Source organism: Saccharothrix sp. NBAS 001, assembly GCF_056640475.1.
In genome coordinates this window covers 292,058-317,565 of sequence record NZ_CM153251.1, presented here as the reverse complement: position 1 = coordinate 317,565, position 25,508 = coordinate 292,058, and the positions used below count along the sequence as shown (strand labels likewise).

The window sequence follows — 25,508 nt, the reverse complement described above, 5'->3', positions numbered from 1 at the left end:
GTCGGTGCCGTGACCGACCGGACGTTCTCCGGCGCAGTTCTGCGGAAACCGGTGCCCCGCGCGCGACGATGATGACCTCTCCATCGCAAGGGGAGGGCGCGGTCGTGGCGATCCTGGAAGTGGCGGCGAAGGCACTGGCTTCCGCGGCGGGCAAACCCGTCGGGGGCTGGCTCGGCCGTCAGGAGAAGGTCGTGGCGCTGCTGAAGAAGCTCAAACTTGAGCCCAGGGTTCCGCCGCGCGACTTCGACGGCCTCTACGCGTACGCGCTCGTGGAGCACTGCTACGGCAAGCCCGAGCCCATCATCGAGTTCTTCCGCCTGGCGCACATCCGCGAGGCGTTCGTCCAGTCCTACGCCACCGGCGATCCGACGCACCTGGACCGCGAGGCCGAGGGCGTCATCGAGTGGAACGACGAGACCGGCACCCTCGGCCGGGTCGACTACGACTTCCGCCGCGAGTTCGCGGGGTTCACGGCCGTGTTCAACGCCCTGGTCGACCGCAGCCGGGGCGCGGCCGAGGCCAGGGCGGAGCGCAAGATCGACGGCCTCCAGCAGCAGCTGTCCGACCTCAGCCGCCGGCTGCACTCGCTCGACACCCTCGCCGAGGTCCGCGAGGTCGCCACCACGCCGGCCGCCGGCCAGCAGGACCCGCTGGGCTGGCTGGCCGCCGAGGTCAAGGCGTGGTTCGAGGCCGTCGGCTACGCGTTCGAGTCCCACCGGGAGCCGTCGACGTGGTCGTTCGAGTGGATCATCAAGGTCCCCGCCCGCCGCCGCTTCGACCGCGTGGTCGTGCTCGGCGTGGCCGGTGAACTCGCCGCCGCCCACGTGGCCGAGGCCGACCGGCTGCTCCGGGAGCACGGCGCGGACGAGGCGTGGGTGGTGGCGCCGCGCCGGATCAGCCCGGCCGCGCGGGAGGCCGCCACCGAGCGCGTGGCCTGCTACAGCCTCGACGAGCTGATCGACCAGGACGCCGATTTCGACGGCTACCTGACCTGGCTGGAGAACGAGGTCGCGCGGCGCGGCATCGCCGAGAAGTACGTGGCGGTGTCGTGCGAGAAGACCGAGTACGACCAGGCGACGGGCCGGCCGAGGGCGCGCAGCACGTACGGCGACCAGGCCGGTGGCCTCGACGGCTACGTGGACGGGTGGCTCGCCGACCCGTCCAAGGAGCACCTGTCGGTCCTCGGCGAGTTCGGCACCGGCAAGAGCTGGTTCTGCCTGCACTACGCCTCGCTGCTCGCGGCCCGCTACCGCGAAGCCAAGCGACGCGGCCTGCCGCGCCCCCGCCTGCCGCTGCTGATCCCGTTGCGCGACTACGCCAAGGCCGTCAGCGTCGAGTCGCTGTTCTCGGAGTTCTTCTTCCGCAAGCACGAGGTCCAACTGGCGGGCTACTCGGTGTTCGAGTACCTGAACCGCTCGGGCCGGCTGCTGCTGATCTTCGACGGCTTCGACGAGATGGCCTCACGCGTCGACCGGCAGGCCCGGATCAACAACTTCTGGGAGCTGGCGAAGGTCGTCGTCCCCGGCGCGAAGGTGCTCCTGACGTGCCGCACCGAGCACTTCCCGGAGGCCCAGGAGAGCCGCGACCTGCTCAACGCCCAGCTCAAGGCGTCGACCCAGGCGCTGACCGGCACGCCGCCGCAGTTCGAGGTGCTCGACCTGATGCCGTTCACCGACGAGCAGATCCGCGAACTGCTCGGCCACATCACCACCCCGGACGTGATCGACATGATCACCGCCCACGACCAGCTCCGCGACCTCATGCGCCGCCCGGTGATGTCCGAACTGGTCCTGGACGCCCTGCCGGAGATCGAGGAGGGCAGGCAGGTCGACCTGGCCCGGGTGTACCTCTACGCGGTACGCCGCAAGATCGACCGCGACATCCAGGCCGAACGCACGTTCACGTCGATGAGCGACAAGGTCTTCTTCCTGTCCGAACTGTCCTGGGAAATGCTCTCCACGGACACCATGAGCATGAACTACCGCCAATTCCCGGACCGCATCCGGGCCTGCTTCGGCGCGGCCGTCCGCCAGGAGAAGGACCTGGACCACTGGCACCACGACATGCTCGGCCAGTCCATGCTGATCCGCAACAGCGAAGGCGACTACTCCCCCGCCCACCGGTCGCTGCTGGAATTCTTCGTCGCATACAAGTTCGCCGCCGAACTGGGCCTGCTCAACGAGGACTTCCTGACCCTCGTGCACGACGGCGAAGGCGGGCGCGAAACCGTGAAGTGGTCCGAACACTTCTACCGCGACCACGCCACCGCCACCCGCCCGCTCATCGGCAGATTCGAAACCGAGTCGCTCGAACGCCTGTCGATCAGCTTCGGCTCCGTAATGCTCGCACCCGCCGTCGCCGACTTGCTGGTCCCCATGCTCGACGCCGCTGCCGTCGAACCGACGTTCATGCCACTCATCGCCGAGACGGCGACCGTGGACCTCGACCGGGCGGCGTACGTCGGGGGCAACGCCGCGACGGTGTTGACGAAGATCGACCGGAACGCGCTGCGCGGCAAGGATCTGCGCGGCACCAGTTTACGTGCCGCCCGATTCCTGCCAGACCAATCGCGGGTGGTGGACCTCACCGGGACGGCAATGGCGGGTGCCGACGTCCGCGGCGCGGATTTCGAAGGTGTCGTGTTGACGGGAGTCGACCTGACCGAGGTCGTGCTGGACGTGGCAATCGATTTCGGCCAAGAGGTCCGGCACCCCTGCCGGGTAGCGGAGCGCGACGGCGAGATCGTCGTCGGGTTCTCCACCGGCGAGGTCGTGAGCTGGCAGGGGGCGGAATGGCTCACCGAACCGCGGACCGTGGCGCAGACCGGCACCAAGTCGCTGTGGCTCGAATTCCTCGGGAACGACCACCGGCTCGCGGTCTGGGCCGACGGGGAGTTGCGCCTGGTCGACTCCCGCACCGGGGTTTCCGAGGTGCTCGCCGCGAAGGTGACGGAAATCGCCGATCTGGGGAATGCGGATTACTCCGGCATCCTCGCGCGCGGCAGCTTCGATCCGGATTCCCCGTGGCGACTGATCGACCTGACCGGGACCCGCGAGCTGCGCAACACGCGATTCGCCTCCGAGTCCAGGTACTACTTCCGGGAGGAGGCGACCGGGAACATCCTGCTGGTGGACGGCAAGGGTAGCGTACTGGCCGCCCGGATCACCCCGGAACACGTCACCGTGGACAAGATCGGGAAGCTCGATTTCGGCGCAGCCGCAGCGGATCGACTACCGCTGGCCAATTTGACCGTCGACTACGCGGAAGGCCATTTCGTCGCCCATTTCGATGGGGCGCGCACACTGTTCTTCTTTGCCCAGAACGGAAATTTCCTGCGACAGGTGGAAATGCCTCACACAATCGCTGCGACCTGGCTGGCCTGGGCCACGGGTGAGGATTCCGTCGTACTCTGCGGGGGTGCCACGATCATGGCCGTGGATTCGCGGACCGGGGAGCTGCGGTGGGAGGAGGACTACGCCTCTCCCTGGGGCATGAGGTTGTGCTCCGACGGCAAGCACATCGTCGTGATCGGCCGGTACGGGGACATCTCGGTGCGGTCCGCCCGGACCGGCGAGGTGGTGGCCAGGACGTCGACCGGCACCGGGAACGTGGGACTGCGGATCAGCGCGGACTGCGGACTGCACCCGGCCGTGCTCAAGGCGCTCGAACTCGCCGGGGCGATCATCGTGTGAACGCGCGGCCGGCCGTCGTGCCCGGAATCGGGCACGGGGTTTGGTCCGGTGGTTGGCTGTGGCCATGCTGGAGCCCGTGGAGGACGAGGTACCGGAGGACCTGCTCCGCCACATCGTCCGGACGACTGGCATCCCGCCCGCGGTGGCGGCGCGGGTGGTGTCCGACGTGATGGGCTACTTCGTCGAGACCGCCGAGGAGTACGTGCTGCGGCGGCACGGCGAGTTGCAGGCCCAGGGGGTGCCCAACGCGCGCATCTGGCCTCGTCTCAGGGACGAGCTGGACGTGCGCCCGGTGGCCGCTCCCCCGCTGTCGGAACGCCAGTTGCGCCGGATCGTCTACGGCTGAGGGGAAACACGTATGTGCGGGATCGTCGGGTACGTCGGCGCGCGGGACGCGACGCGGTTGCTGTTGGAGGGCCTGCACCGGCTGGAGTACCGGGGCTACGACTCGGCGGGCATCGCCGTCGCGGGCGATGAGCTGCACGTGGTGAAGACCGCCGGACGGGTCTCCGACCTGCGCCGGGTCGTTCCGGACGACCTGGCGGGCACGGTCGGGATCGCGCACACGAGGTGGGCCACGCACGGCGAGCCGAGCGACCGCAACGCGCACCCGCACGTCGCGGGCCGGATCGCGATCGTCCACAACGGGGTGTTCGAGAACTCCGAGCGGCTGCGCCGCCGGCTCACCGAGGACGGCGTCGCGCTGTCCTCCGACACCGACAGCGAAGTCCTCGCCCACCTGGTCGCCCGCAGCACCGCGGCGACCCTGGAGGACGCGGTCCGCGAGGCGCTCGGCCAGGTCGAGGGCACCTACGGCGTGATCGTGATGGACGCCGACCGCCCCGGCGAACTGGTCGCGGCCCGGCGAGGCAGCCCGGTCGTGCTGGGCGTCGGCGAGCACGAGATGCTGGTGGCCTCGGACGTGACGGCGCTGGTCCGGTTCACCCAGCAGGTCATCTACCTGGACGACGACGAGCTGGCCACGATCACCGCCGACGGCTACCGCACCAGCACGATGGACGCCCGCTCCACCACGAAGTCGCCGACCGCGATCGACGTCGCGTCCGCCGAGTACGAGCTGGGCGACCACCCGGACTTCATGCGCAAGGAGATGCGCGAGCAGCCCGACGCGGTGGACCGCTGCCTGCGCGGACGCCTGGACCGCCGGTTCATGAGCGCCCGGCTGGACGGCGTGGGCCTGACCGCGCAGGAGTACCAGCGGATCCGCCGGGTGAAGCTGCTGGGCTGCGGCTCGGCGTACTACGCGGGCCAGGTCGGGGCGGGGCTGATCGAGGAGCTGGCGCGCATCCCGGCGGACGCCGAGCCCGCCTCCGAGTTCCGCTACCGCAACCCGGTCGTCGACCCCGACACCCTGTACGTGGCGATCAGCCAGTCCGGCGAGACCCTGGACACGCTGGCCGCCGTGCAGGAACTGAAGCGCAAGGGCGGGCACGTCATCGGCGTGGTCAACGCCGTGGGCAGCACGATCGCCCGCGAGTGCGGCAGCGGGATCTTCCTGCACGCAGGCCCCGAGGTGTCGGTGGCGGCGACCAAGTCGTTCACCGCGATGACGGTAGCGCTGGCGCTGCTCGCGCTGGACCTGGGCCGGGTGCGCGACCTGTCGATCACCGAGGGCAGGCGGCTGGTCGCGGGCCTGTCCGAGCTGCCCGCCCAGATCTCGGCGATCCTCGACCAGGAGGACGCGATCGCGGAGATCGCGGCCAAGCACGCCAAGGCCCAGCACATGTTCTTCCTGGGCCGGGTGCGCGGCTGGCCGGTGGCCCGGGAGGGCGCGCAGAAGCTCAAGGAGATCTCCTACCTGCACGCCGAGGCGTACCAGGCGTCGGAGCTGAAGCACGGGCCGTTGGCGCTGATCAACCCGGAGATGCCGACCGTGTTCGTGATCCCGGACGACGAGCTGCTGGCGAAGAACACGGCCACCGTCGAGGAGATCAAGGCGCGCGGCGGTCCGGTGATCGCGGTGACCGACGCGGACCTCCCGGACGGCTTGGCGACCGACGTCATCCGCATCCCGAAGGCGCACGACGCGTTGACGCCGATCACCCTGTCGGTGCCGTTGCAGCTGTTCGCCTACCACGTGGCGCAGGCGCTCGGCCGGGACATCGACCGGCCGCGCAACCTGGCCAAGAGCGTCACCGTCGAGTAGTCCTGACGCCGTCTTGACGCGGTGCCGGGTTACGCTGCGGGTTCAGCGGACCTTCGAACGGGAGTGGGGTGAGTGGCACATGCCGAGTGACGGAAGTCCGGTCGGCGCGGTCCCCCCTCCGGTGGGTCCACCGCGCTGACCTCGTCCTGAGCCTGTGTTCCCCGCCCTGCCCCGTCGCCACCCGGCGGCGGGGCCGGTCGCGCTGAACAATCCACTCCGGACACACCGGGAGGTGAACGCGGTGACCACCGTGGACATGCTGTTGCGGATCGGCTCGGGGCTCGGGCTGGGCGCGCTGATCGGGTTCGAGCGCCAGTACCGGGCGCGGATGGCGGGCTTGCGGACGAACGCGCTGGTGGCGGTCGGTGCGACGCTGTTCGTGCTGCTGTCGGCCCACGGGTTCGGCGACGCGCCCGGATCGGCGGACCCCACCCGGGTGGCCGCCCAGGTGGTGTCCGGCATCGGTTTCCTGGGCGCGGGCGTGATCCTGCGCGACGGGCTGAGCGTGCGGGGGCTGAACACGGCGGCCACGCTGTGGTGCTCGGCGGCGGTCGGCTCGCTGGCCGGGGCGGGGCTGCACCTGGTGGCGGCGGTCGGGACGGTCGCGGTGATCGTGGTCAACATCGCGTTGCGGCAGCTGGGGCGGGCGGTGGACCGGCGACCGGAGAGCGGTGAGGAGTCGCCGACGAACTACACGTTCCTGGCGACGACGAAGGACGACGCCGAGGCGCACGTCCGCGCGTTGTTGGTGCAGTCGTTGACACGTACGGATTTCCGGCTGTTGTCGATCGCGTCGAGCAACAGCTCACCGGGGTACGTCGAGGTGCGCGCCGAACTGGCGGGCGACCAGCGCGACGACCGGCAGATGGAGTCGGCGGTCTCGCGGCTGAGCCTGGAGCCGGCCGTGACCAGCGTCCGGTGGCAGGCCGAAGCACCTGCCACCGAGGAGAAGGGCGCTGACTAGGCCAGGTCGAACACGCCCAGCTTCGCGCCCCGCATGAAGAACTCCCACTCGTTGAACGTGAACCGCTGCGGAACCTCATCCGGCCGATTCGAGTTGCGCACTAGCACTTCGGCCTCCGTGCGCAACACCTCGACGCAATTGGAGCCTCCGCCGCTGAACTTCGTCCACTCACCCAGTTTCAAGGTCATCTGATGTCCTCCTTGGTGCGGGCCAGGAGTTCACGGCTTTCCTCAAGCCCCAGCGCTTTCGCCCGGGTGAAGTCGAGCCAGCGAACGGTCCGCTCCACCTGGTCGGGACTGTCAGCGAAATGATCACCGAAGGGCGTGTCGACGCTGATCAGCGACGGCAGGTCCGCCGGTAGCCGGAACAACGTGAGTGTAGTGCCGATCAGCGGGTGCACCCCTGCTCCCCTGGGCATGACCTGGAGGTTGACGTTCTCCAGCTCGGCCATCTCCAGCAGGTGCGCGATCTGCTCGCGCATCACCTGCGGGCCGCCGATGTCGGCCCACAGCACGGGTTCCGCGATCACCGCCCACAGCCGCAGCGGCACTTCGCGCTCGGTCAGCAGCGCCCGCCGCCCGAGCCGGAGTTCGAGGTTCTTCTCCAGCGCCTCGCCGGCCAGCCCGACGTTCGCCATCAGCACACGGGCGTAGTCCGGGGTCTGGAGCACGGCCGGGATCAGGTCTGGCGAGGAGAACACCGCTTCCACCGCGATGGCCTCGACGTCGAGGATGCGGCGCAGCCACGGCGCGATCTGGCCGCCGATCTTGCTCTTGGGTCGCCTGCGGTGCGCCTCGGAGTTCAGCGCGAGCAAGTCGTCACGGGTGGGCTCGTCGGCCCCGTACAGGGTGAGCAGCTTCTCCAGTTCGGCGTGCTTGACGCCGGAACGCGCGTTCTCGATGTTGCCGATCTTGGTGATGGTGCAGCCGAGCGCGTCACATGCCCGGTCGCGCGGCATCTTCGCGTCCTCCCGGAGCCGGCGCAGCGTGGTGCCGATCTGGATGCGGGCCGCACTGCGGTGTGGGCTGGTCATCGCGCTCCTCGAAACATCACCCGATCGAATGTGGCATCCAACTCGCACATACAACTTATCATGACCGGACACTTGGAGTGCCAGATCATAACAAGGAGTGACAGATTCATGGCCCACCGGTTCCAGCAGTTGAGCGTCATCGAGAGCACCGGTCTCAGGTCGAGCTACGTCCTGCTCGAACGCCACGACGAGGTGACCGACGAGCCACTGGAGTCCTGGGCGGTCGACCGGTTGCGCACCGGCGGCTACGCCAAGGGCCTCTACGTCGCCGAGCGCGGGCACAAGGCCGACGACTGGCCGGAAGACGAGTACGACTCGGACGTAGAGATTGTCACCGACGGCCACGGAACGGTCAAAGTCGTGTGAGCACAAGGATATTCGGAGTCACGGCTTTCAACGGCGTTGTCGCTGCCGGTGAAGTCCGCGCGGCTCTCCTTAGGCGTTGTTCCAGGCTTCGCCGACACAGGAGGTCTCGAAGGCCCACCATCCCTCGTTTTGACCACGGACGAGCAGCGCCTTGATCTGGCGGAGGTCTGCGTCCGCCGGAACATCAATTGCGACCAGGGGGAGTTCTGGACTGTAGGCCTCACCGCCGATGCCGAACGGTGCGAGAAGCTCGTGGACGGCGGTGGCGCTGGGGCCAAGCGGTCCGCCGGCGATCGGCAGGATCCGGACTGTGTTGCTGCCCGAGCACTCCACGCGTTGCGTTGCCCAGTTGAGTCCATCGGTGTCGGTGGTGAATCGGACGATGTCGCCTTGGGCCACGCCGACCGCGAGGAACGGCACGTTGTCGATGCGCGCGGTGTCGGCGTTCACCGGCGTGGCCCAAAGCCCTTCGGTGTCATAAGGGAGCCGGCCCTCGCGGGGCACGAACCGGAACCAGACCTTGATGTGACCGGGTGTGGCCTGACCGCGTCCGGCGGGGGCGGGTGAACTCATGGCGGCAATGATCGCGTATCCGCGCTTGGTGGTGATCGGCGACCATTCCGTCGCACCAGGGCTGTGTGCGAGCCGTACCTGCGTGAAGCGCTTCGCTGACGCCCTCGTTGGGGCTCCGGATACCCTAAGGTTCGGTTAAGCCTGGTCCCCGATCGCGGACCGCCGCGCCGGACCGCTCTACCTTGGGTTTCAAGGGGTGGTCACGATGTCCGCACTGTGGCGGATCCGGATCGCCGAGGCCGGTCGGGCGCACCGGCTGCTGGTGGTCTGCGATTTCGACGAGTCGGTGCCGGGCGACGTCCGGTTCCGGGAGTCTGCGCGGGGGCTCGCCGCGCTGCCGGCGACGACGGTCGCGCTGGTTTCGTGGCGGTGCTGCCGCGAGCTGGCCGCGCTGTCCGGGCTGGCCGCGCCGGTCCTGCTGATCGGCGAGTTCGACCGGGGCGCGGTCCGGGCGCTGGTGGCCGAAGCCGAGGCCGCCCTGGTGCTGGGTGCCGCGCTGGGCGGCTGGAACGTCCCGGTGGGGCGCGCGCTCGCGATCGTCTTCGAGGAACGCGCTAGGCGTGGCCGCGCCACAACCGCCACGCCCGGGGGCTCGCGGGTTCGTGGTGGCTGTCCGACTCGCCGAACCGGAGCCTGATCCGCGCGCCGCCGAGACGTCCGCGTTCGACGTGGATGGTGCCGCCGGTGGCCTCGGCGGCGGCCCGGGCGATGTCCAGGCCCAGTCCGGTCGAGCCGCCGCCGGACGAACCCCGGTGCAGGGCGCGCTCCGGGTCGGCGATGCCGGGGCCGCCGTCCTCCACGGCGAGGGTGATCCACCCGGCGTGCTTGACCACCGCGACGGTGAGCGCCGACCGGGCCGGGGTGTGGTGGAAGACGTTCTCCAGCAAGGCGTCCACCACCGCGCCCAGTTCGTCGCCGGACAGCGGCACGGGCGTCGGCTCGTACGGCAGGTCGACCTCGCACGGCCTGCCCTGGTCCTCGGCGTGCGCGGACCAGAAGCCCATCCGGGCGCGGACCACCTCGACCACGTCGCAACTCCCGCCGCCGGCCGCCGCCGCGACCGGGTGCAGGGACTCGATGATCCGGTCGACGTCGTGCCCCAGCGCGGTGACCGCGCTGCGGATCCGGTCGGCGACCGGGCCGCCGCCGATGGCGTCCGCGTCCAGCCGCAGGGCGGTCAACGGCGTGCGCAGGCGGTGCGAGACATCGGCGATCATCTCCCGCTCCTTGGCCAGCAGGCGTTCCGCGCGGTCGGTGGCGGCGTTGATCGCGGACGCCAGCGCGGCCAGCTCGGGCGGGCCGTGGACGCGGACGTGCTTCTCGCCGCGCGCGATCCGGGTGGCGGTGTCGGCCAGCACGCGCAGTGCGCGCACCACCGGGCCGGTGCGCCGCCGACCTGCCAGGACCGCGACCGCCGCCGCCAGGAAAGTCAGCAGCAGCAACGTTCCCAGCTCGGCGAGCAAACCCGCCGTGACGACCGTCGCCGAGTCGGAGATCTCCACCGCCGCGCGTTCACCATCCACAGTGGACACTGCGGTGAGACCGCCCGTCGCGGTCCCGGCACCGATCGTGGTGCCGTCCGGCAGGTGCACGGCCAACCGACCCTCGGAACCGGCGGCGGTGCGGAACACCGCGCCGCGCACGGCGTCCGGGTCGGTGGTCACGGCGAGCACGGCGGCGACCGTGACGACGTCGTGCGCGTCGTCCGACGCGGCCCGCTCCCCCGCCGCCACCACCAGCAACACACCCGCCCCCACGAACAGGAGCACACCCATCAGCGCCGCCGACCGCGCGAACGCGCGGGTGAGCAGCCCTCTCATTCCGGAGCTACCAGCTTGAACCCGACGCCGCGAACCGTGTGCAGGTAGCGGGGTTTCGCGGCGGTCTCCCCGAGCTTGCTGCGCAGCCACGAGACGTGGACGTCGATGGTCTTGTCGTCGCCCAGATAAGGCTGCCCCCACACCGCCTGGAACAGCTCGCGGCGCGCGATCACCCGGTTCGGCCGGTGCGCCAGGTAGGCCAGCAGGTCGAACTCGCGGCGGCTGAGCGCCACCGGGCGGCCGTCCCGCAGCACCTGCCGCTGCGCCAGGTCGACCCGCAGGACGCCGACGACGAGCACGTCCCGGTCCGGGCGCGGGGCGCCGGAGGTGCGGCGCAGCAGGGCGTTGATGCGGGCCGCCAGGTGCTCGGCGGAGAACGGCTTGACGATGTAGTCGTCCGCGCCCGCGTTCAACGACCCGACCACCGAACTCTCGCCGCCGCGCGCGGTCGCGATGATCACCGGCACGTCGCTGACGCCGCGCAGCATCCGCAGCGCGGCCACGCCGTCCAGGTCCGGCAGGCCGAGGTCGAGGATGACCAGGTCGGGCTCCTCGGTACCCGCCTCGCGCAGCGCGGCCACCGCCGTGCCGACCGCGCGCACCTCGTGCCCGAGGTCGGTCAGCGCGTGCACCAGCGCCGCCTGGACCACCGGGTCGTCCTCGACCAGCAGCACCTTGGACATGTCAGGAGGGTAGGGCCTGATCGCGTCCTGTCGAGGGCGAGTCGGGGAGTTGTTGCGGCTTATCGAAACCGTGCCTGGCCCTTAGGGGTCTCTTAGGGAAGTGCGCACTACTGTCTGCCCCACCTGAAAACGGGGGTGCCGCGGATCACACCGCGGCGGAAACGCAATTCTGCGGACGACCGGGGAACGCCGTCCCGGGCGGGGCGAGGAGTGGGCGTGGCGGAAGTCGTGCTGAGCGGTCTCGGGAAAGTCTACGTCGACGGCACCCGCGCGGTCGCCGACCTGAACCTGGAGATCCGGGACGGGGAGTTCCTGGTGCTGGTGGGGCCGTCCGGGTGCGGTAAGACCACGGCGCTGCGGATGATCGCGGGCTTGGAGAGCGTCAGCGAGGGGTCCATCCGGATCGGCGAACTGGTCGTCAACGAGGTGCCCTCGCGCGATCGGGACGTGGCGATGGTGTTCCAGTCCTACGCGCTCTACCCGCACTTGAACGTTTACGACAACATCGCGTTCGGGCTCACGTTGCGGAAACTGCCGAAGAAGGAGATCGATCGGCGGGTGCGCGAGGTCGCCGAAGTCCTCGAATTGCACGAGCACCTGGAGCGGAAACCGCGCAACCTGTCCGGCGGCCAGCGCCAGCGGGTCGCCATGGGGCGGGCGATCGTGCGCGCGCCGCAGGCGTTCCTGATGGACGAGCCGCTGTCGAACCTCGACGCGAAGCTGCGGGTCCAGATGCGCGCGCAGATCGCCCGCATCCAGCGCGACCTCGGCGTGACCACCGTGTACGTCACCCACGACCAGACCGAGGCGATGACCCTCGGCGACCGCGTGGCCGTGATGAAACGCGGTGTGCTGCAACAGGTCGGGCCGCCGCAGGAGCTGTACGACCGGCCGGTCAACCTCTTCGTGGCCGGGTTCATCGGCTCGCCGGGCATGAACCTGGTGACCGCGCGGCTCGACCGCGACGACGACGGCCGGCACTGGGTCACCGTGGGCTCGGACGCCTTGCTGCTGCCCGAATCCGTGCTGCGCGCCCGGCCTGCGTTGGAGGGGTACGCGGGCCGGGACGTGGTGCTCGGCATCCGCCCCGAGGACATGGAGGACGCGGCGCTGGCCGACGCGCAGGAGGGTTCGATCCTGCACTCGGTGGCCGACCTGGTGGAGGCGATGGGATCGGACGTGCTGGTGCACTTCCCGGTCGACGCCGCGCCGGTGGTCACCGACGACACCAAGGCGCTGGCCGAGGACGACGGCACCGCCGACCTGCCCCGGGGCAGCGGCGTCGTCCTGGTCGGGCGCTTCTCCCCCCGCACGCACATCTACGAGGGCCAGCCGGTGGCCGCGTGGGTGGACACCTCCCGCTTGCACTTCTTCGACCCGACGACCGGGTCGTCCGTGTGGACCGACACGTCAGGAGAGCTGGAATGAGCCGCTTGAAGGTGACCGCCGCACTGGTCGCGGCACTCGGCGTGGTGACCGCGTGCACCGCGGGCACGACGACCCCCGGACCGGACGGCCAGAAGGCGTTGAGCGGGCAGACCGTGGAGGTCATCGGCCCGTGGACCGGTGACGAGCAGCTGCGGTTCGAGCAGGTGCTCGACGCGTTCAAGAAGCTGACCGGTGCCGAGGTCCGGTACACGCCCGCGGGCGACGAACTGCCGACCGTGCTGCAGACCAGGGTCCAGGGCGGCACGCCGCCGAACGTCGCGCTGGTCGCGCAGCCGGGCCTGGTCGAGCAGATGGCCAAGGCCGGGTCGGTCAAGGTGGTGTCGGCGGAGGTGGAGAAGGCCGTCACCGAGCACAACGCGGGCGTGTGGAAGAAGCTCGGCACGTTCGACGGCAAGCTCTACGGCGTGCACTTCAAGTCCGCCAACAAGTCCGCCGTCTGGTACAGCGAGAAGGCGTTCGGCGCGGTCGGCGCGGAACCGCCGAAGACCTGGGAGGACTTCCTCAAGGTCGGCGGCGCGGTGGTGGACACCGGGCAGGCGGCGGTGTCGGTGGGCGGCGCGGACGGCTGGACGTTGACCGACTGGTTCGAGAACGTCTACCTGCGCACGGCCGGACCGGAGAACTACGACAAGCTGGCCCGCCACGAGATCCCTTGGACCGACCCGTCGGTGCGCAAGGCGCTGGAGACGCTGGGCCAGTTGTTCGGCGACGCCCGGCTGGTCGAGGGCGGCGCTCCGGGGGCGTTGCAGACCGAGTTCCCGCAGTCGGTGATCAACGTGTTCGGCGAGACGCCCAAGGCCGCCATGGTGTTCGAGGCGGATTTCGTGGCTTCGGTGATCAGCACCAGCACCAAGGCGAAGGTGGGCGAGGACGCGAAGTTCTTCAAGTTCCCGGCGATCGGCGGCAGCAAGGACGCCGTCGTGGCGGGCGGGGACATGGCCGTGCAGCTCAAGGAGGACCAGGCCACCACCGAGCTGATGAAGTTCCTGGCCTCGCCGGAGAGCGGCCGGGTGTGGGCGGGGCTGGGCGGGTTCCTGTCCCCCAACAAGAGCATCCCGGTCGACGCCTACGCCGACGACACGACCCGTGAGCTGGCCAAGCAGTTGGTGGACGCGGGCGACAACGTGCGGTTCGACATGTCCGACCTCGCGCCGGCCGCGTTCGGCGGCACCAAGGGCGCGGGCGAGTGGAAGGCGTTGCAGGACTTCCTGGCCAACCCCAAGGACATCGACGCCACCGTGCAGCGGTTGGAGTCCGAAGCCGCCAAGGCGTACCAGAAGTGACGCTCACCCAGTCCCCCGCCGGCCCGCGCCTCCGGGCCGGCGGGGTGGACCCGACGCCCGGCCGCTCGCCGCGCCAGGCGCTGCCGTTCCTGTTGCCCGCCTTGGTGGTGCTGTCCGCGCTGGTCCTCTACCCGCTGGTGTACTCGCTGATCCGCAGCTTCTTCGACCGGTCGGGGTCGGGGTTCGTCGGCGTCGGGAACTACGTCGACCTGTTCACCGACCCGCGCACGCTGACGGCGTTCAAGAACAACGTGATCTGGGTCGTCATCGCGCCGGCGGTGGTGACCGGGCTCGGGTTGATCTTCGCGGTGCTGACCGAGCGGATCCGGTGGGCCACCGCGTTCCGGCTGGTGCTGTTCATGCCGATGGCCATCTCGCTGTTCGCGTCCGGGATCATCTTCCGGCTGGTGTACGACGAAGATCCCGCGCGCGGGATGGTCAACGCGATGACGGTCGGCGTGCACGACCTGTTCTCCGCGCCTTCGCCGTACCCCGGGGCGCGCCCCCGTGACGGGGTTCCGTTCGCGGCGGCCGAGGACGGGTTCACCAGCACCCGGACGTTCGCGCCGGGGTCGTCGGTGATCGTGCCGCTGGCGGGCTTTCCGCCGGGCCAACTGCCGCAGGGCGCGTCACGGGCGTCCGAGCCTGCGTCCGACGCGCGGGAGCTGCGCGGTGTGGTGTGGCTGGACGTTTCCGTCGGCGGCAGGGCCGGCGCGTTGGACAACGGGGAGCGCGGACTGCCCGGCCTGGCCGTGGAGGCGTTGCGGGACGGGCAGGTCGTCGGCCGCGCGACGACCGGGAACGACGGGCGGTTCACGTTCCCGGACCTGGCGCAGGGGCAGTACGCGGTGCGGTTGGCGGCGTCGAACTTCGCGTTGCCGTTCCGGGGTTTGACGTGGCTGGGGCCGTCGCTGATCACGCCGGTGATCATCTCGTCGTGGATCTGGATCATGACCGGGTTCGCCATCACGTTCATCGCGGCCGGGCTGTCGGCCATCCCGCGTGACGCGCTGGAAGCGGCCCGGGTCGACGGCGCGACCGAGTGGCAGGTGTTCCGACGGGTGACCGTGCCGTTGCTGTCGCCGGTGCTGCTGGTGGTGTTCGTGACGCTGGTGATCAACGTGTTGAAGATCTTCGAGCTGGTGTTCGTCATCGCGCCCGGATCGGTGCAGGAGGAGGCGAACGTGCTGGCGCTGCAGATGTGGCAGGTGTCCTTCGGCGCGGGCGGCGACCAGGGCGTGGGCAGTGCGCTGGCCGTGGTGCTGTTCCTGCTGGTGGCCCCGGCGATGCTGTTCAACATCAGGCGATTCCGACGGGAGCGGACGTGACCGTGGTCGAGGTGTCGGTGGCCGGCGCACCCCGCCGGGGCGTGCTGTCCCGGTTGGTGTCGCGGGTCGGCGGTGGTGCGGTGCAGGTCGGGCTGGCGCTGGTGGCGTTGTTCTGGCTGGTGCCGGTGTTCGGGTTGCTGATCGCGTCGCTGCGCAACGAGGCGGACAACACCGCGTCCGGCTGGTGGACGATCTTCACCCGGCCGGCGGAGCTGACGCTGGCGAACTACGCGGACCTGGCCGGGAACGCGACGGTGCTGCGGTCGTTCCTGAACACGGTGTACATCGCGGTGCCGGCCACGGTGCTGGTGGTGGTGCTCTCGGCGTTGGCGGCGTACGGCCTGGCGTGGATCGAGTTCCCGGGCAGGCTGTGGCTCACCACGCTGGTGGTGGGGCTGCTGGTGATGCCGATCCAGGTGGCCCTCATCCCGGTGGCGAGGCTGTTCGGCGCGCTGGGCCTGTTCGGGACCATCGCGGGGGTGGTGCTGTTCCACGTGGCGTTCGGGCTGCCGTTCGCGATCTTCCTGCTGCGCAACTTCTTCGTCGGGATTCCGCGCGACCTGATCGAGGCGGCGCGGATGGACGGCGCGCGCGAGTGGGTGATCTTCCGCCGGGTGGTGCTGCCGATCGCGAAGCCGGCCATCGCGTCGTTGACCATCTTCCAGTTCTTGTGGGTGTGGAACGACCTGCTGGTGGCGCTGGTGTTCGCGGACCAGGACTCGGCCCCGATCACGGTGGCGCTGCGGGCGCAGCTTCGGCAGTTCGGCGCGAACATCGACCTTCTGGCGAGCGGTGCGTTCCTGTCGATGATCGTGCCGTTGGCGGTGTTCCTGGCGTTCCAGCGGTACTTCGTGCAGGGCGTGCTGGCGGGGTCGACGAAGTAACCGCTCGCGGGCACGCGACGATGATCTCCACCAGACAGTGCGGTCATCGTGGAGGGAAGCGTGCGGGTGGGCGAACAGCGGAGGGCGTGGCTGATGCTCGCGGCCGGGGAAGGGCAGAAGCGCTACAGCAACAACGGCTACGACGACACGCCCGCAGCGCACTACAGCTGGGACAGCGAAGTCGACAACGCCACGTTACCGCAGGTCGGTGACGCGATCGTGCTGTGGGACAAGAAGGGTCTGCTCGGTGCCTCGGTGCTGGAGAAGATCGTTGCGGGCGCTGAGGAGAAGATCCAGAACCGCTGCCCGTACTGCGGTCTGACGACCATCAACGTCCGCAAGACCAAGACGCCGCGTTTCCGGTGCTACAAGTGCACCGAGGTGTTCGAACAACCGGACACCGTCCAGCTCGACGTCACCACCTACCGGTCCCACCACGGGACGGCCTGGGTGGATCTCGCCGGCGCGTTGACCAGTGCTCGACTGCGCGAGTTGTGCTTCCTCCCCAAGTCGCAGCACAGCATCCGCGAACTCCACTACCAGAGGTTCCGGTGGGCCCTCCGCTACGCAACAGGACTCCCGTCCCTCTCCCCGGTCGATGCCGCCTTGGCGGTCGAGTCGAGGGGTGGTCACACGACGGCCGTCGTACGGGTGCGACTGGGCCAGACCGCCTTCCGCCACCGCCTCCTCCAGCAGTACGGCGACGTGTGCGCGTTCACCGGGCCCGCGCCGCACGAAGCCCTGGAAGCCGCCCACCTCAACAGCTTCGCCGCCGACGGTACGCACCACGACCAAGGCGGGCTGCTGCTGCGGCGGGACGTGCACCGCCTTTTCGACCTCGGCCATCTCGCCGTCGACCCTCAGGCACTCACCGTCGACGTTTCACGGGCCGTCGCCGAATACCCGGACTACGGCCGCCTCCACGGTGGGAAGCTCCACGTCGACCTCACCCCGCGCCAATCGGCGTGGATCGCCAAGCACTGGGCCATGCACCGAAGTTGACCACGGCCCAGCACCCGGCGAAGGTCAGGACCGGCGGCTGAGCAGCTCGGTCCACGCTTCCACGGTCGGCGTCTCCGCCAGGTCCACGAACGCGATCGTCGCGCCGCCCGAGCGCCACGACTCGACCAGCGACATCACCCGCACCGAGTCGAGGCCGTGGTCCAGCAGGTTGTCGTCGTCGGCGATCTCGGCGGCCGGGATGTCCAGCACCGCGGCGATCTGGTCGCGCACGTCGTCCTTGGTCATGACGCTCCGTTCAGTTCGGTGATCAGCCGCGTCGTCGTGGTGGTGACGGCGCAGCGGCCGGCGGCGTAGCGCACCGCCATGCGGTGGTCGTCGGGGGTGAAGTCCGCTACCGCGTCGGCCACGAAGAACGCCTGGATGTCCTGCATGAACGCGTCCGCCGCGGTCATCAGGCAGCCGATGTGGGCGTAGATCCCGGTCACCACCAGCTGGTCCCGGCCGGTGGTGTCGAGCAGCGAGCGCAGGTCCGTGCGGTGGAAGGCGTTGTAGCGCCACTTCGTCAGGCGGACGTCGGACTCGGCGGGCGCGAGCGCGTCGTGGATCTCGGCGTCGAACGGGTCCGGGCCGATGCCCGTGCCCCACATGTCCAGTTGCAGGCCGCGCTGGGTCGTGCTCTGGCCGCCGGGCTGCGCGGAGTACACCACCGGCACGCCCAGCGCCCGGCACGTGTCGCGCAGCGCGCGGATGTTCGCCACCAGTTCCACGACCGGGGAGGCGTCCGGGCTGAAGGCGCGCAGGAAGTGGTTCTGCATGTCGTGGATCAGCAGCACCGAGCGGGACGGCTCGCAGGTCCACTTCACCCGGTTGACGGGCAGGTCCGCCTCGGTGGGCATCGGGTACGGCTCGATGGTCGGCAGACCCATCTCACTGCGCCTTTCTGAACGTGTCGGCCAGCGCCCGGCGCAGGTCGCGCCGGCTGGTCTTGCCGACCCCGGTGTGCGGGAACGCATCCACGAGTTCGACGCGGTCCGGGATCTTGTAGGCGGCCAGTCCTCGGCCGCGCAGGAACGCCCGCAGCGCCGGGCCGGTCGGCGGCTCGCCGGTCGCGATCACGAACGCGCACGTCCGCTCGCCCAGGTAGTCGTCCGGGATCGCGACCACCGCGGCGTCGTGCACGGCGGGGTGCGCGAGCAGGTGGTTCTCGATCTCCTCGGCGGCGATCTTCTCGCCGCCCCGGTTGATCTGGTCCTTGGCCCGCCCCTCGACCACCAGGTGCCCGGTCGGCAGGCGGCGCACCAGGTCTCCGGTGCGGTAGAAGCCGTCCGGCGTGAACGCGACCAGGTTGTGCGCCTCGGCCCGGTAGTAGCCCCGGATCGTGTACGGGCCCCGGGTCAGCAGTTCGCCGACCTCGCCGGGCGCGACCGGCGCGCCCGCCTCGTCCACGATCCGGATCTCGTCGGCGGGCGAGATCGGGCGGCCCTGGCTGGTCACCACGATCTCGTCCGGGTCGTCCAGCCGCGTGTAGTTCACCAGGCCCTCGGCCATGCCGAACACCTGCTGCAACGCGCAGCCGAGTTCGTCGCGCACCCGCCGTGCCGCCTCGGGCACGAACTTCGCGCCGCCGACCTGGATCACCCGCAGGCTGGACAGGTCGTGGTCGGCGCGCGCCGGGGAGTTCATCCACTGCAACGCGATCGGCGGCACGACCCCGGTCGAGGTGACGCCCTCCTCCGCGATCAGCGGGAACACCACGTCCGGGCTGGGCGCGGGGGCCATCACGATCCGGCCGCCGGCGCGCAGCACGCCGAGGATGCCCGGCGAGGACATCGGGAAGTTGTGCGCGACCGGCAGGGCCACCAGGTAGGCGGTGTCCTCGCCCAGCCCGCAGATCTCCGCGCTCTCCCGGACGCTGTAGAGGTAGTCGTCGTGGGTGCGCGGGATCAGCTTCGGGATCCCGGTGCTGCCACCGGAGAGCTGGAGGAACGCCACGTCGCCGGCGCGCACCTCGGGCAGCTCGCCGCCGGCCACCGGCACGTCGGCCAGCGCGGTGTGCTCGCCCGGATCACCGTGCACGAACACATGTTCCAGCGCGGACGCCCGCTTCACCTCGGCCGCCAGCGCGCGGAAGTCGAAGCCACCGACCGAATCCGCGATCACGTACGCCACCGCGTCGGTCATCCGGCAGAACGCCGAGATCTCGGCGAACCGGTGCGGTGGCAGCGCGAAGACCGGCAGCGCACCGGCCCGGAACAGCCCGAACACCACCGAGGTGTACTCGGCGACGTTCGGCAGCTGCACCACGACCCGGTCCCCGGGCCGGATGCCGCGCGCCAGGAACCCGTGCGCCATCAGCGAAGCGCGCTCGTCCAGTTCGCGGTAGGTCCAGCGGCGCGCGCCGTCGACCACCGCCACCCGGTCGGCGAACGCGGCGGCCCGCGCGGCGAGGAAGTCGCCGAACGTCTCGCCGGTCCAGTACCCGGCTTCGCGGTACGCGCGGGCGAACTCCTCGGGCCACGGTGTCCAGTCGTTCACGCCGACTCCTTCAGTCCCAACGCACCCAGGAAGGTCCGGAACTTCGCGCTGGTCTCCGCCAGCTCGGCCTCCGGCGTGGAACCGGGCACGACGCCCGCGCCCGCGTACAGCCGCAGCCTGCGGTCGGCGACCTCGCCGCACCGCAGGGCGACGATCCACTCGCCGTCGCCGCGCTCGTCGGTCCACCCGACCAGGCCGGTGTAGAACCCCCGGTCGAACGGCTCCAGCTCGCCGATCAGGGTGCGCGCGGTGTCGGCCGGCACGCCGCACACGGCGGGCGTCGGGTGCAGCGCGGACGCCAGGTCGAGCGCGGAGGTCGACTCGTCGCGCAGCACGCCGGTCACCTTGGTCGACAGGTGCCACATCGTCCGGGTGGGCAGCAGTTCCGGCGTGGCGGGCACGGTCAGCTCGCGGCAGAACGGGGCCAGCGCGTCGGCCACCGCGCCGACCACGAACGCGTGCTCCCGGAGGTCCTTGGGCGAGGCCAGCAACTCGGTGGCGTGCCGGCCGTCCTGCTCGGGGTCGGCGCTGCGCGGGCGGGACCCGGCCAGCGGGTTGGACACGACGTCCGGGCCGGTGCGCCGGATCAGCAGCTCCGGGCTGGTGCCGATCAGCGTGCGGCCGCCCAGGTCGGTGGCGAACGTGTAGCCGCGCGGGTCGCGGGCGGCCAGCGCGGACAGCACCTGGCGCACGTCGATCCGCTCGGCGGAGGTCAGGTCGAGCGCGCGGGCCAGCACCACCTTGCTCAGCGCGCCGTCGGCCATCAGGTCCAGCGCCCGCCGCACGCCGGAGGTGTAGGCGTCGGCGTCGGTGCGCTGGTCGAGCCACCGGCCGCCGGGCGTGGGGCGGTCCGGGAAGGAGACGGTGTGCAGGGGCGCGCCCCGGCGGACCGCGCCCGGCACGGTGAGGCGGGACGGCACGTCCGGCCGGAACGGCACCGCGCCCACCACCACCTCGCCCGGCCCCAGCGGTGCCGCGTGCGCGGCGCCCGCTTCCTCGGCGACCAGGACCCCGGTCGGCGAGGCGAAGAAGAACCCGCCCTCCCGGTAGGTGTCGAGACCCGGCAGGGCACTGGATGTTTCGGCGGCTAGCACCGGCTGCTCCGTTCGCTGTTCACGGTTCAGGCGCGCAGGGTCGCGCCGCCGTCCACGTAGAGGTTCTGCATGGTGATGTGCCGGGCCTGGCCGGAGACCAGGAACAGCACGGCGTCGGCGATGTCGGCGGGGTCGGCGATGCGGCCCAGCGGGATGCCGGCGCGGAAGGTCGTGGGGTCGCCCGCGATCACCCGGGACGGGCCGTCGTCGTCGGTCCACAGCGAGCGCTGCATGGCGGTGTCGGTCGAGCCGGGCGAGACGACGTTGCAGCGGATGCCGTGCTCGGCCAGTTCCAGGCCCAGGCAGCGGGTGAACATGGTGGTGGCGGCCTTGGACGCGGCGTAGGCGGCCATGCCGGTGCGGGGCACGCCGGACGCGTTCGAGCCGACCGTGACGATCACGCCGTCCCGCCGGGGCACCATCCGCCGCGCCACCGCCCGGGACACGTGGAAGACGCCGTCGGTGTTGACCGCGAACGTCCGCCGCCAGTCCTCGTCGGTGGTGTCCAGGACCCGGGCGGGGTGCAGCACCCCCGCCACGTTCACCAGGATGCCGATCGGCCCCAGCGTCCGCTCCACCCGGTCCACGACCGCGCCGACACCGTCCACATCGGACACGTCGACCTGGTGCGTCGCGCCCTCCAGATCGACGTCCGCGACCAGCGCGCCCTCCTCCGCCAGCGCCGAGGCCACCGCCGCGCCGATGCCCTGCCCGGCACCGGTCACGAGGGCGACTCTGCCCGCGATCCCCCTGTCGACCATGTGCGATGTCTCCCGGTGAGTGCGGTGTGCGGTCGGAACATCACTGTAGCCTGTCGATTAGGCTAGGCTAACCAACGTTTGAGGTACACCACAGTGCTCCGGTCGATCGATTCGGCACCGGTCGGGTCAGCCGCGCCCGGAGCGCCACTCCCGCAGCAGCAGCCAGCCCAGGTACGCGCCGCCGACCGCGCCGGTCACCACGCCCACCGGGAGTTCGCCGGGCGAGGTGATCCGCTGCGCCACGACGTCGCTGATCAGCAGCAGCGCGCCGCCGAGCAGGCCGGCGGGCAGCAGCCCCGGCCCGGCCGACCCGGTGAGCCGGCGGGAGACCTGCGGCGCGACCAGGGACACGAACGCCACCGGCCCGGCGCACGCCGTCGCCACGGCGGTGAGCCCGACCGCCGCCACGATCAGCGCGAGCCGGGAGCGCTCGACCCGCACGCCGAGCGCCGTCGCGCCCTCGTCGCCGATGTCCAGCACCGACAGCGTCCGGCTCAACGCGAGCACGACCGGCAGCAGCACCAGCAGGCCCACCGCCATCAGCGTCGCTTCCGGCCAGCGCCGTTCGTAGAGGCTGCCGACGATCCACACCGTGGCGGCGCGCGCGTCGTTGAGGTCGGCCCGCGTCACCAGGTAGTTGTTGAACGCGATCAGCATCGCGCTGACCCCGATGCCGACCAGCACCAGCCGGTAGCCGTGCGCACCGCCCTTGAGCGCCAACAGGTACACGACCGCCGCCGACACCAGGCCGCCGACGAACGCGCCCACCGCCGTCTGGGTCGTGCCGCCGCCGAACAGCAGCAGGACCATCACCGCACCGGTCGCCGCGCCGTGGCCGAAGCCCACGATGTCCGGGCTGCCCAACGGGTTTCGGGTCAGGCTCTGGAACACCGCGCCCGCCACGCCCATCGCGATGCCGACCATGACGGCGGTCAGCGCGCGCGGCAGCCGGCGGCGGTGCACGAACAGCTCGGCCATCCGCGTGCTCTCGCCGAACACCGCGCGCACCGCGTCGTCCACCGGCACGTGGTAGTCGCCGACGACCAGCGCCGTCACGATCCCGCCGGCGATGATCACCAGGAGCAGACCACACACCCACAGCGTGCGGGCGTGCAGCCGGAACGAGACCCGCCCGTCCAGCAGCCGCACCGGGCTGAGCGCCGTCACAGCTGGGCGACCTTTCTCCCGCGCACCAGGGCGATGAACACCGGAGCGCCCAGGAACGCCGTCACCAGACCGGCTTCCAGCTCGCTGGGCGGCAGCACCACGCGCCCGACGACGTCCGCGCCCAGCAGCAGGCACGGTGCGAGCACTGCGGAGAACGGCAGCACCCAGCGCTGGTCCGCGCCGACCAGGGACCGCGCGATGTGCGGCACGGTCAAGCCGATGAACGAGAACGGGCCGGCGGCGGCCGTCGCGGCACCGCACAGCAACGTGATCGCGGCGGCGGCGGCCAGCCGCACCTTGCCCAGGTTCGCGCCCAGCGCGCGCCCGGTCTCGTCGCCCAGCGCGATCACGTTCAGCGGACGCGCCAGCAGCAGGCCGATCAGCAGGCCCAGCCCGAGCATCGGCCCGACGCGCACCAGCACGTCCAGGTCACGCCCGGCGAGCCCGCCGACGATCCAGAACCGGAACTGGTCCAGGGCCTTGTCGTCGGCCAGCTGCACGGCGAACGTGTACGCCACGAGCACCGCGCTGATCGCGGTGCCCGCCAACGCCAACCGCACCGGACCGCCGGCCCGGCCGGAGCTGCCCAGCCCGTAGAAGACCAGCGCCGCCGCGGCCGCGCCGAAGAAGGCGAACCACACGTACTCCAGCGGGCTGGTGAGCCCGAGGAAGCTGATCGCGGACACCACGGCCGCCGCCGCGCCGCTGTTGACGCCCAGCAAACCCGGGTCCGCCAACGGGTTTCGGGTCAACGACTGCATCAACGCACCGGCCAGCCCCAGCGCGGCCCCCACCAGGATGCCGAGGATCGTGCGCGGAACCCGTTGCTGAGCGACGACCATGGCGTCGTAGGAGCCGTCCGGCGACCACAGCGCGTCGAACACCGTGGACAGCGGCACGGATCGCGCACCGACCGCGATGCTGAGCACCGCGAACCCGGCCAGGGCGAGCAGGCACACCACGAGTCCGGCGGACCGGCTCAGCACGGATCACCGTCGAGCAGGTCGGCGAACCCGGTGAACAGGTCGGCATACACGGCGTGGTCGAACGCGTGCCAGCGATCGGTCCACAGGTGCGCGCCCGGCACGGCGATCCCTTCGTCGAACACGAAAAGCAGGTCGACCCCGGCCGGCACCCGGTCCGCCGGCCACCGGCCGGGCGGCGCGAGCCGGACCCCGAGTTCCCGCAGGGTGACCAGCCAGGGGTAGCGCTGCGGGTCGACCACGGCCAGCGACCCGGCGCGGACGAACGCGAACGCCACCGCGCGGTCGGGCCGCCACAGCGCCGCCTCCCGGACCCGCCACTTGGCGGCCCGGTACCGGGCGCGGGCGACCTCGGGCACCGGCGGGCAGCCCAGCGCCGCGGCCAGCGAACCGACCTCGCCGAACAGGGCGTCCAGCGACTGGCCGGGAGCCTTGAGCGTGAGCCCGATCGCGGGCACGGGCGAGTCCGCCGCCCGGTGCAGCCCGTCGCCGTGCGTGCGGTCGACCACCAGGTCGACCTGGCGCAGCAGCGACGGGTCCGGCGACGGATCGTCCACTGTGTCCAGTCGTGCCACGCCGAACGGGTCGAAACCCACGGCCGACAGGCATTCGTCGGCCGGGTCCTCACCCATCGCGGCGGCCACCGGGCGCACCCCGGCCGCCCAGAGGGTCGAGGTGGCCAGGAGGTCGACCACCGCCACCCGCTCCGGCCGACGGGGCAGGACCACGGTGATCCCGCGCCCGTCCGTGTACCGCCACACGCGCCCCTCCCCAGGTGGCTACTTGCCCAGCGCCTTGCGGATGTCGTCCAGCACGATGCCGGCCGCGACCGGGCCGCCGCGCGAGGTCCACGGCACGCCGTCGACGGTCACCACGTGCTTGGCCTGCACGGCCTTGAGCTGCGTCCAGGTCGGGTTCGCCTCGGCCTGCTTGAGCGCGCCCGCGCCGTCGGCGTTGAGCGTGCCCAGGAACAGCCAGTCGGCGTCGAGCACGTCCAGCTTCTCCAGGCTGACCGGCTCGGACGGGCCGGTGCCCTCGGTCTGCTGCGCCTGCGGGCGCTTGAGGCCCAGCTCGGTGACGACCGTGCTGGCGAAGTGCTGCTTCTGCAGGTACGTCGGGCCCTGCGGGTTCCAGCGGACCAGGCTCACCTCGGCGGTGGCGTTGGCGCCCAGCGCGCTCTTGGTGTCGGCGACCTTCTTGTCGTAGTCCTTGAGCACCTCGTCGGCCTTGGCCGACAGGTTCAGCGCGTTGGCCACGCCCTTCAGGCTGGCCTTCCAGTCGTCCTTCACCAGGCTGGTGACGACGGTGGGCGCGATCGCGTTGAGGTCGGCGAGCTGCGCCGGGTCCGGCTCGATGAAGTGCCCGTAGAGGATGATGTCCGGCTTCGGGTCCAGCGCCGCGATGGCGTCCAGGTCCGGCTCGACGATCTCGCCGACCAGCTTGACGCCCGGCACCTTGCTCGCGAGGTAGCCCGCGACGCTGTCGCCCTGGCGGGACTTGCTCGCGCCGATCGGCGTGACGCCGAGCGCGATCGCCGCGTCCAGGTCGGTCTCGGCGAGCGCGACCACGTTCTTGGGCTTGGCGGGCACGGTGAGCTTCGCGCCGGTCGCGTCCGTGATGGAGCGCGGGCCTTCTTCGGCGGCGGCCGAGGACGACGAACCGGTGTCCGTGCCGCCGCCACCACCGCACGCGGTGAGCGACAGCGCGGCGAACGCCACGGCGGCGATCAGCTTTCTACTGCGGGACATCGTTCTCCCAAAGGG

Annotated in this window: 25 protein-coding genes; 11 read left to right on the top strand and 14 right to left on the bottom strand. The window is 71.0% G+C overall.

The genetic code is table 11. From position 1 onward, the window contains the following. Window positions 1–104: 104 nt before the first annotated feature. The 4 genes from AC0HI0_RS01435 to AC0HI0_RS01420 all read left to right on the top strand — a co-directional run bounded on the left by AC0HI0_RS01435 (window position 105) and on the right by AC0HI0_RS01420 (window position 6,823). A complete protein-coding gene (locus AC0HI0_RS01435; RefSeq protein WP_480930394.1) occupies window positions 105–3,692 on the top strand; it encodes an NACHT domain-containing protein in 3,588 nt (1,195 codons plus the stop codon). A gap of 64 nt (window positions 3,693–3,756) precedes the next feature. Continuing rightward, window positions 3,757–4,038, top strand: a complete 282-nt coding sequence (locus AC0HI0_RS01430) for a hypothetical protein (protein WP_480930393.1) — start codon at window positions 3,757–3,759, stop codon at window positions 4,036–4,038. A gap of 12 nt (window positions 4,039–4,050) precedes the next feature. Further along, window positions 4,051–5,859, top strand: coding sequence for a glutamine--fructose-6-phosphate transaminase (isomerizing) (glmS, locus tag AC0HI0_RS01425; RefSeq protein WP_480930392.1), 1,809 nt, complete (start codon window positions 4,051–4,053; stop codon window positions 5,857–5,859). 241 nt (window positions 5,860–6,100) lie between these two features. Then, window positions 6,101–6,823 (top strand): MgtC/SapB family protein, encoded by a 723-nt coding sequence (locus tag AC0HI0_RS01420; RefSeq protein WP_480930391.1) that lies wholly within the window; start codon window positions 6,101–6,103, stop codon window positions 6,821–6,823. Here AC0HI0_RS01420 and AC0HI0_RS01415 read toward each other — a convergent pair. Then, window positions 6,820–7,011, bottom strand: a complete 192-nt coding sequence (locus AC0HI0_RS01415; RefSeq protein WP_480930390.1) for a DUF397 domain-containing protein — start codon at window positions 7,009–7,011, stop codon at window positions 6,820–6,822. The genes AC0HI0_RS01420 and AC0HI0_RS01415 overlap by 4 nt on opposite strands. Next, on the bottom strand, window positions 7,008–7,856 hold the full coding sequence (locus AC0HI0_RS01410) for a helix-turn-helix domain-containing protein (RefSeq protein ID WP_480930389.1): 849 nt from the start codon (window positions 7,854–7,856) through the stop codon (window positions 7,008–7,010). Before AC0HI0_RS01410 ends, AC0HI0_RS01415 begins: the two co-directional genes overlap by 4 nt. 108 nt (window positions 7,857–7,964) lie before the next feature. Between AC0HI0_RS01410 and AC0HI0_RS01405 the strand changes: the two genes are divergently transcribed. Then, window positions 7,965–8,222: a hypothetical protein gene (locus AC0HI0_RS01405; protein WP_480930388.1), complete on the top strand. Its 258-nt coding sequence runs from the start codon at window positions 7,965–7,967 to the stop codon at window positions 8,220–8,222. Between the two features lie 69 nt (window positions 8,223–8,291). Here the strand turns inward: AC0HI0_RS01405 and AC0HI0_RS01400 are convergent, their stop codons facing one another. Next, the gene (locus AC0HI0_RS01400) at window positions 8,292–8,795 is read right to left on the bottom strand and encodes a DUF4265 domain-containing protein (protein ID WP_480930387.1); all 504 of its coding nucleotides are present in this window, start codon (window positions 8,793–8,795) and stop codon (window positions 8,292–8,294) included. A 205-nt stretch (window positions 8,796–9,000) separates the two neighbouring features. On the opposite strand from AC0HI0_RS01400, the gene AC0HI0_RS01395 reads away from it, so the two are divergent. Then, window positions 9,001–9,432 carry a hypothetical protein gene (locus tag AC0HI0_RS01395; protein WP_480930386.1) on the top strand — a complete coding sequence of 144 codons (432 nt, stop codon included), beginning with the start codon at window positions 9,001–9,003 and terminating at the stop codon, window positions 9,430–9,432. Here the strand turns inward: AC0HI0_RS01395 and AC0HI0_RS01390 are convergent. Both AC0HI0_RS01390 and AC0HI0_RS01385 read right to left on the bottom strand, forming a co-directional pair. Further along, window positions 9,350–10,615 carry a sensor histidine kinase gene (locus AC0HI0_RS01390; RefSeq protein WP_480930385.1) on the bottom strand — a complete coding sequence of 422 codons (1,266 nt, stop codon included), beginning with the start codon at window positions 10,613–10,615 and terminating at the stop codon, window positions 9,350–9,352. The two genes, AC0HI0_RS01395 and AC0HI0_RS01390, sit on opposite strands and share 83 nt — an antisense overlap. Then, complete coding sequence (locus tag AC0HI0_RS01385; protein ID WP_480930384.1) at window positions 10,612–11,298, bottom strand: response regulator transcription factor; 687 nt, start codon at window positions 11,296–11,298, stop codon at window positions 10,612–10,614. The genes AC0HI0_RS01390 and AC0HI0_RS01385 overlap by 4 nt, the downstream gene beginning before the upstream one ends. 216 nt (window positions 11,299–11,514) lie before the next feature. Between AC0HI0_RS01385 and AC0HI0_RS01380 the strand changes: the two genes are divergently transcribed. Genes AC0HI0_RS01380 through AC0HI0_RS01360 form a run of 5 tightly spaced genes read left to right on the top strand, consistent with a single transcriptional unit; the run spans window position 11,515 to window position 17,244 of the window. Continuing rightward, a complete protein-coding gene (locus AC0HI0_RS01380; RefSeq protein ID WP_480930383.1) occupies window positions 11,515–12,726 on the top strand; it encodes an ABC transporter ATP-binding protein in 1,212 nt (403 codons plus the stop codon). Then, on the top strand, window positions 12,723–14,030 hold the full coding sequence (locus tag AC0HI0_RS01375; protein WP_480930382.1) for an ABC transporter substrate-binding protein: 1,308 nt from the start codon (window positions 12,723–12,725) through the stop codon (window positions 14,028–14,030). The genes AC0HI0_RS01380 and AC0HI0_RS01375 overlap by 4 nt, the downstream gene beginning before the upstream one ends. Continuing rightward, the gene (locus AC0HI0_RS01370; RefSeq protein ID WP_480930381.1) at window positions 14,027–15,358 is read left to right on the top strand and encodes an ABC transporter permease; all 1,332 of its coding nucleotides are present in this window, start codon (window positions 14,027–14,029) and stop codon (window positions 15,356–15,358) included. The genes AC0HI0_RS01375 and AC0HI0_RS01370 overlap by 4 nt, the downstream gene beginning before the upstream one ends. Further along, window positions 15,355–16,242: a carbohydrate ABC transporter permease gene (locus tag AC0HI0_RS01365; RefSeq protein WP_480930380.1), complete on the top strand. Its 888-nt coding sequence runs from the start codon at window positions 15,355–15,357 to the stop codon at window positions 16,240–16,242. The genes AC0HI0_RS01370 and AC0HI0_RS01365 overlap by 4 nt, the downstream gene beginning before the upstream one ends. 60 nt (window positions 16,243–16,302) lie before the next feature. Beyond that, entirely contained in the window at window positions 16,303–17,244 is a 942-nt protein-coding gene (locus AC0HI0_RS01360; protein WP_480930379.1) for an HNH endonuclease, read from the top strand. A gap of 24 nt (window positions 17,245–17,268) precedes the next feature. Here AC0HI0_RS01360 and AC0HI0_RS01355 read toward each other — a convergent pair whose 3' ends face one another. The 9 genes from AC0HI0_RS01355 to AC0HI0_RS01315 form a co-directional block, all read right to left on the bottom strand. After that, entirely contained in the window at window positions 17,269–17,490 is a 222-nt protein-coding gene (locus tag AC0HI0_RS01355) for a phosphopantetheine-binding protein (protein WP_480930378.1), read from the bottom strand. Continuing rightward, window positions 17,487–18,131, bottom strand: coding sequence for an isochorismatase family protein (locus tag AC0HI0_RS01350; protein WP_480930377.1), 645 nt, complete (start codon window positions 18,129–18,131; stop codon window positions 17,487–17,489). The genes AC0HI0_RS01355 and AC0HI0_RS01350 overlap by 4 nt, the downstream gene beginning before the upstream one ends. A gap of 1 nt (window position 18,132) precedes the next feature. Beyond that, window positions 18,133–19,740 (bottom strand): (2,3-dihydroxybenzoyl)adenylate synthase, encoded by a 1,608-nt coding sequence (locus tag AC0HI0_RS01345; protein WP_480930376.1) that lies wholly within the window; start codon window positions 19,738–19,740, stop codon window positions 18,133–18,135. Further along, window positions 19,737–20,834 carry an isochorismate synthase gene (locus AC0HI0_RS01340; RefSeq protein ID WP_480930375.1) on the bottom strand — a complete coding sequence of 366 codons (1,098 nt, stop codon included), beginning with the start codon at window positions 20,832–20,834 and terminating at the stop codon, window positions 19,737–19,739. The genes AC0HI0_RS01345 and AC0HI0_RS01340 overlap by 4 nt, the downstream gene beginning before the upstream one ends. Before the next feature lie 26 nt (window positions 20,835–20,860). Beyond that, the gene (locus tag AC0HI0_RS01335; protein WP_480930374.1) at window positions 20,861–21,595 is read right to left on the bottom strand and encodes a 2,3-dihydro-2,3-dihydroxybenzoate dehydrogenase; all 735 of its coding nucleotides are present in this window, start codon (window positions 21,593–21,595) and stop codon (window positions 20,861–20,863) included. 126 nt (window positions 21,596–21,721) lie between these two features. After that, the gene (locus AC0HI0_RS01330) at window positions 21,722–22,762 is read right to left on the bottom strand and encodes a FecCD family ABC transporter permease (RefSeq protein WP_480930373.1); all 1,041 of its coding nucleotides are present in this window, start codon (window positions 22,760–22,762) and stop codon (window positions 21,722–21,724) included. Beyond that, the gene (locus AC0HI0_RS01325) at window positions 22,759–23,748 is read right to left on the bottom strand and encodes a FecCD family ABC transporter permease (protein WP_480930372.1); all 990 of its coding nucleotides are present in this window, start codon (window positions 23,746–23,748) and stop codon (window positions 22,759–22,761) included. Before AC0HI0_RS01325 ends, AC0HI0_RS01330 begins: the two co-directional genes overlap by 4 nt. Next, window positions 23,742–24,506, bottom strand: a complete 765-nt coding sequence (locus AC0HI0_RS01320; RefSeq protein ID WP_480930371.1) for a hypothetical protein — start codon at window positions 24,504–24,506, stop codon at window positions 23,742–23,744. The genes AC0HI0_RS01325 and AC0HI0_RS01320 overlap by 7 nt, the downstream gene beginning before the upstream one ends. Before the next feature lie 18 nt (window positions 24,507–24,524). Further along, window positions 24,525–25,493, bottom strand: coding sequence for an ABC transporter substrate-binding protein (locus AC0HI0_RS01315; RefSeq protein ID WP_480930370.1), 969 nt, complete (start codon window positions 25,491–25,493; stop codon window positions 24,525–24,527). Window positions 25,494–25,508 lie beyond the last annotated feature (15 nt).

Bases quoted from the DNA above. Each gene is read 5' to 3' on its own strand.
- AC0HI0_RS01415 (WP_480930390.1), bottom strand. From the start codon at position 7,011: ATGACCTTGAAACTGGGTGAGTGGACGAAGTTCAGCGGCGGAGGCTCC.
- AC0HI0_RS01335 (WP_480930374.1), bottom strand. From the start codon at position 21,595: ATGGTCGACAGGGGGATCGCGGGCAGAGTCGCCCTCGTGACCGGTGCC.
- AC0HI0_RS01385 (WP_480930384.1), bottom strand. From the start codon at position 11,298: ATGTCCAAGGTGCTGCTGGTCGAGGACGACCCGGTGGTCCAGGCGGCG.
- AC0HI0_RS01400 (WP_480930387.1), bottom strand. From the start codon at position 8,795: ATGAGTTCACCCGCCCCCGCCGGACGCGGTCAGGCCACACCCGGTCAC.
- AC0HI0_RS01315 (WP_480930370.1), bottom strand. From the start codon at position 25,493: ATGTCCCGCAGTAGAAAGCTGATCGCCGCCGTGGCGTTCGCCGCGCTG.
- glmS (WP_480930392.1), top strand. From the start codon at position 4,051: ATGTGCGGGATCGTCGGGTACGTCGGCGCGCGGGACGCGACGCGGTTG.
- AC0HI0_RS01350 (WP_480930377.1), bottom strand. From the start codon at position 18,131: ATGGGTCTGCCGACCATCGAGCCGTACCCGATGCCCACCGAGGCGGAC.
- AC0HI0_RS01405 (WP_480930388.1), top strand. From the start codon at position 7,965: ATGGCCCACCGGTTCCAGCAGTTGAGCGTCATCGAGAGCACCGGTCTC.
- AC0HI0_RS01395 (WP_480930386.1), top strand. From the start codon at position 9,001: ATGTCCGCACTGTGGCGGATCCGGATCGCCGAGGCCGGTCGGGCGCAC.
- AC0HI0_RS01430 (WP_480930393.1), top strand. From the start codon at position 3,757: ATGCTGGAGCCCGTGGAGGACGAGGTACCGGAGGACCTGCTCCGCCAC.
- AC0HI0_RS01390 (WP_480930385.1), bottom strand. From the start codon at position 10,615: ATGAGAGGGCTGCTCACCCGCGCGTTCGCGCGGTCGGCGGCGCTGATG.
- AC0HI0_RS01375 (WP_480930382.1), top strand. From the start codon at position 12,723: ATGAGCCGCTTGAAGGTGACCGCCGCACTGGTCGCGGCACTCGGCGTG.
- AC0HI0_RS01410 (WP_480930389.1), bottom strand. From the start codon at position 7,856: ATGACCAGCCCACACCGCAGTGCGGCCCGCATCCAGATCGGCACCACG.
- AC0HI0_RS01355 (WP_480930378.1), bottom strand. From the start codon at position 17,490: ATGACCAAGGACGACGTGCGCGACCAGATCGCCGCGGTGCTGGACATC.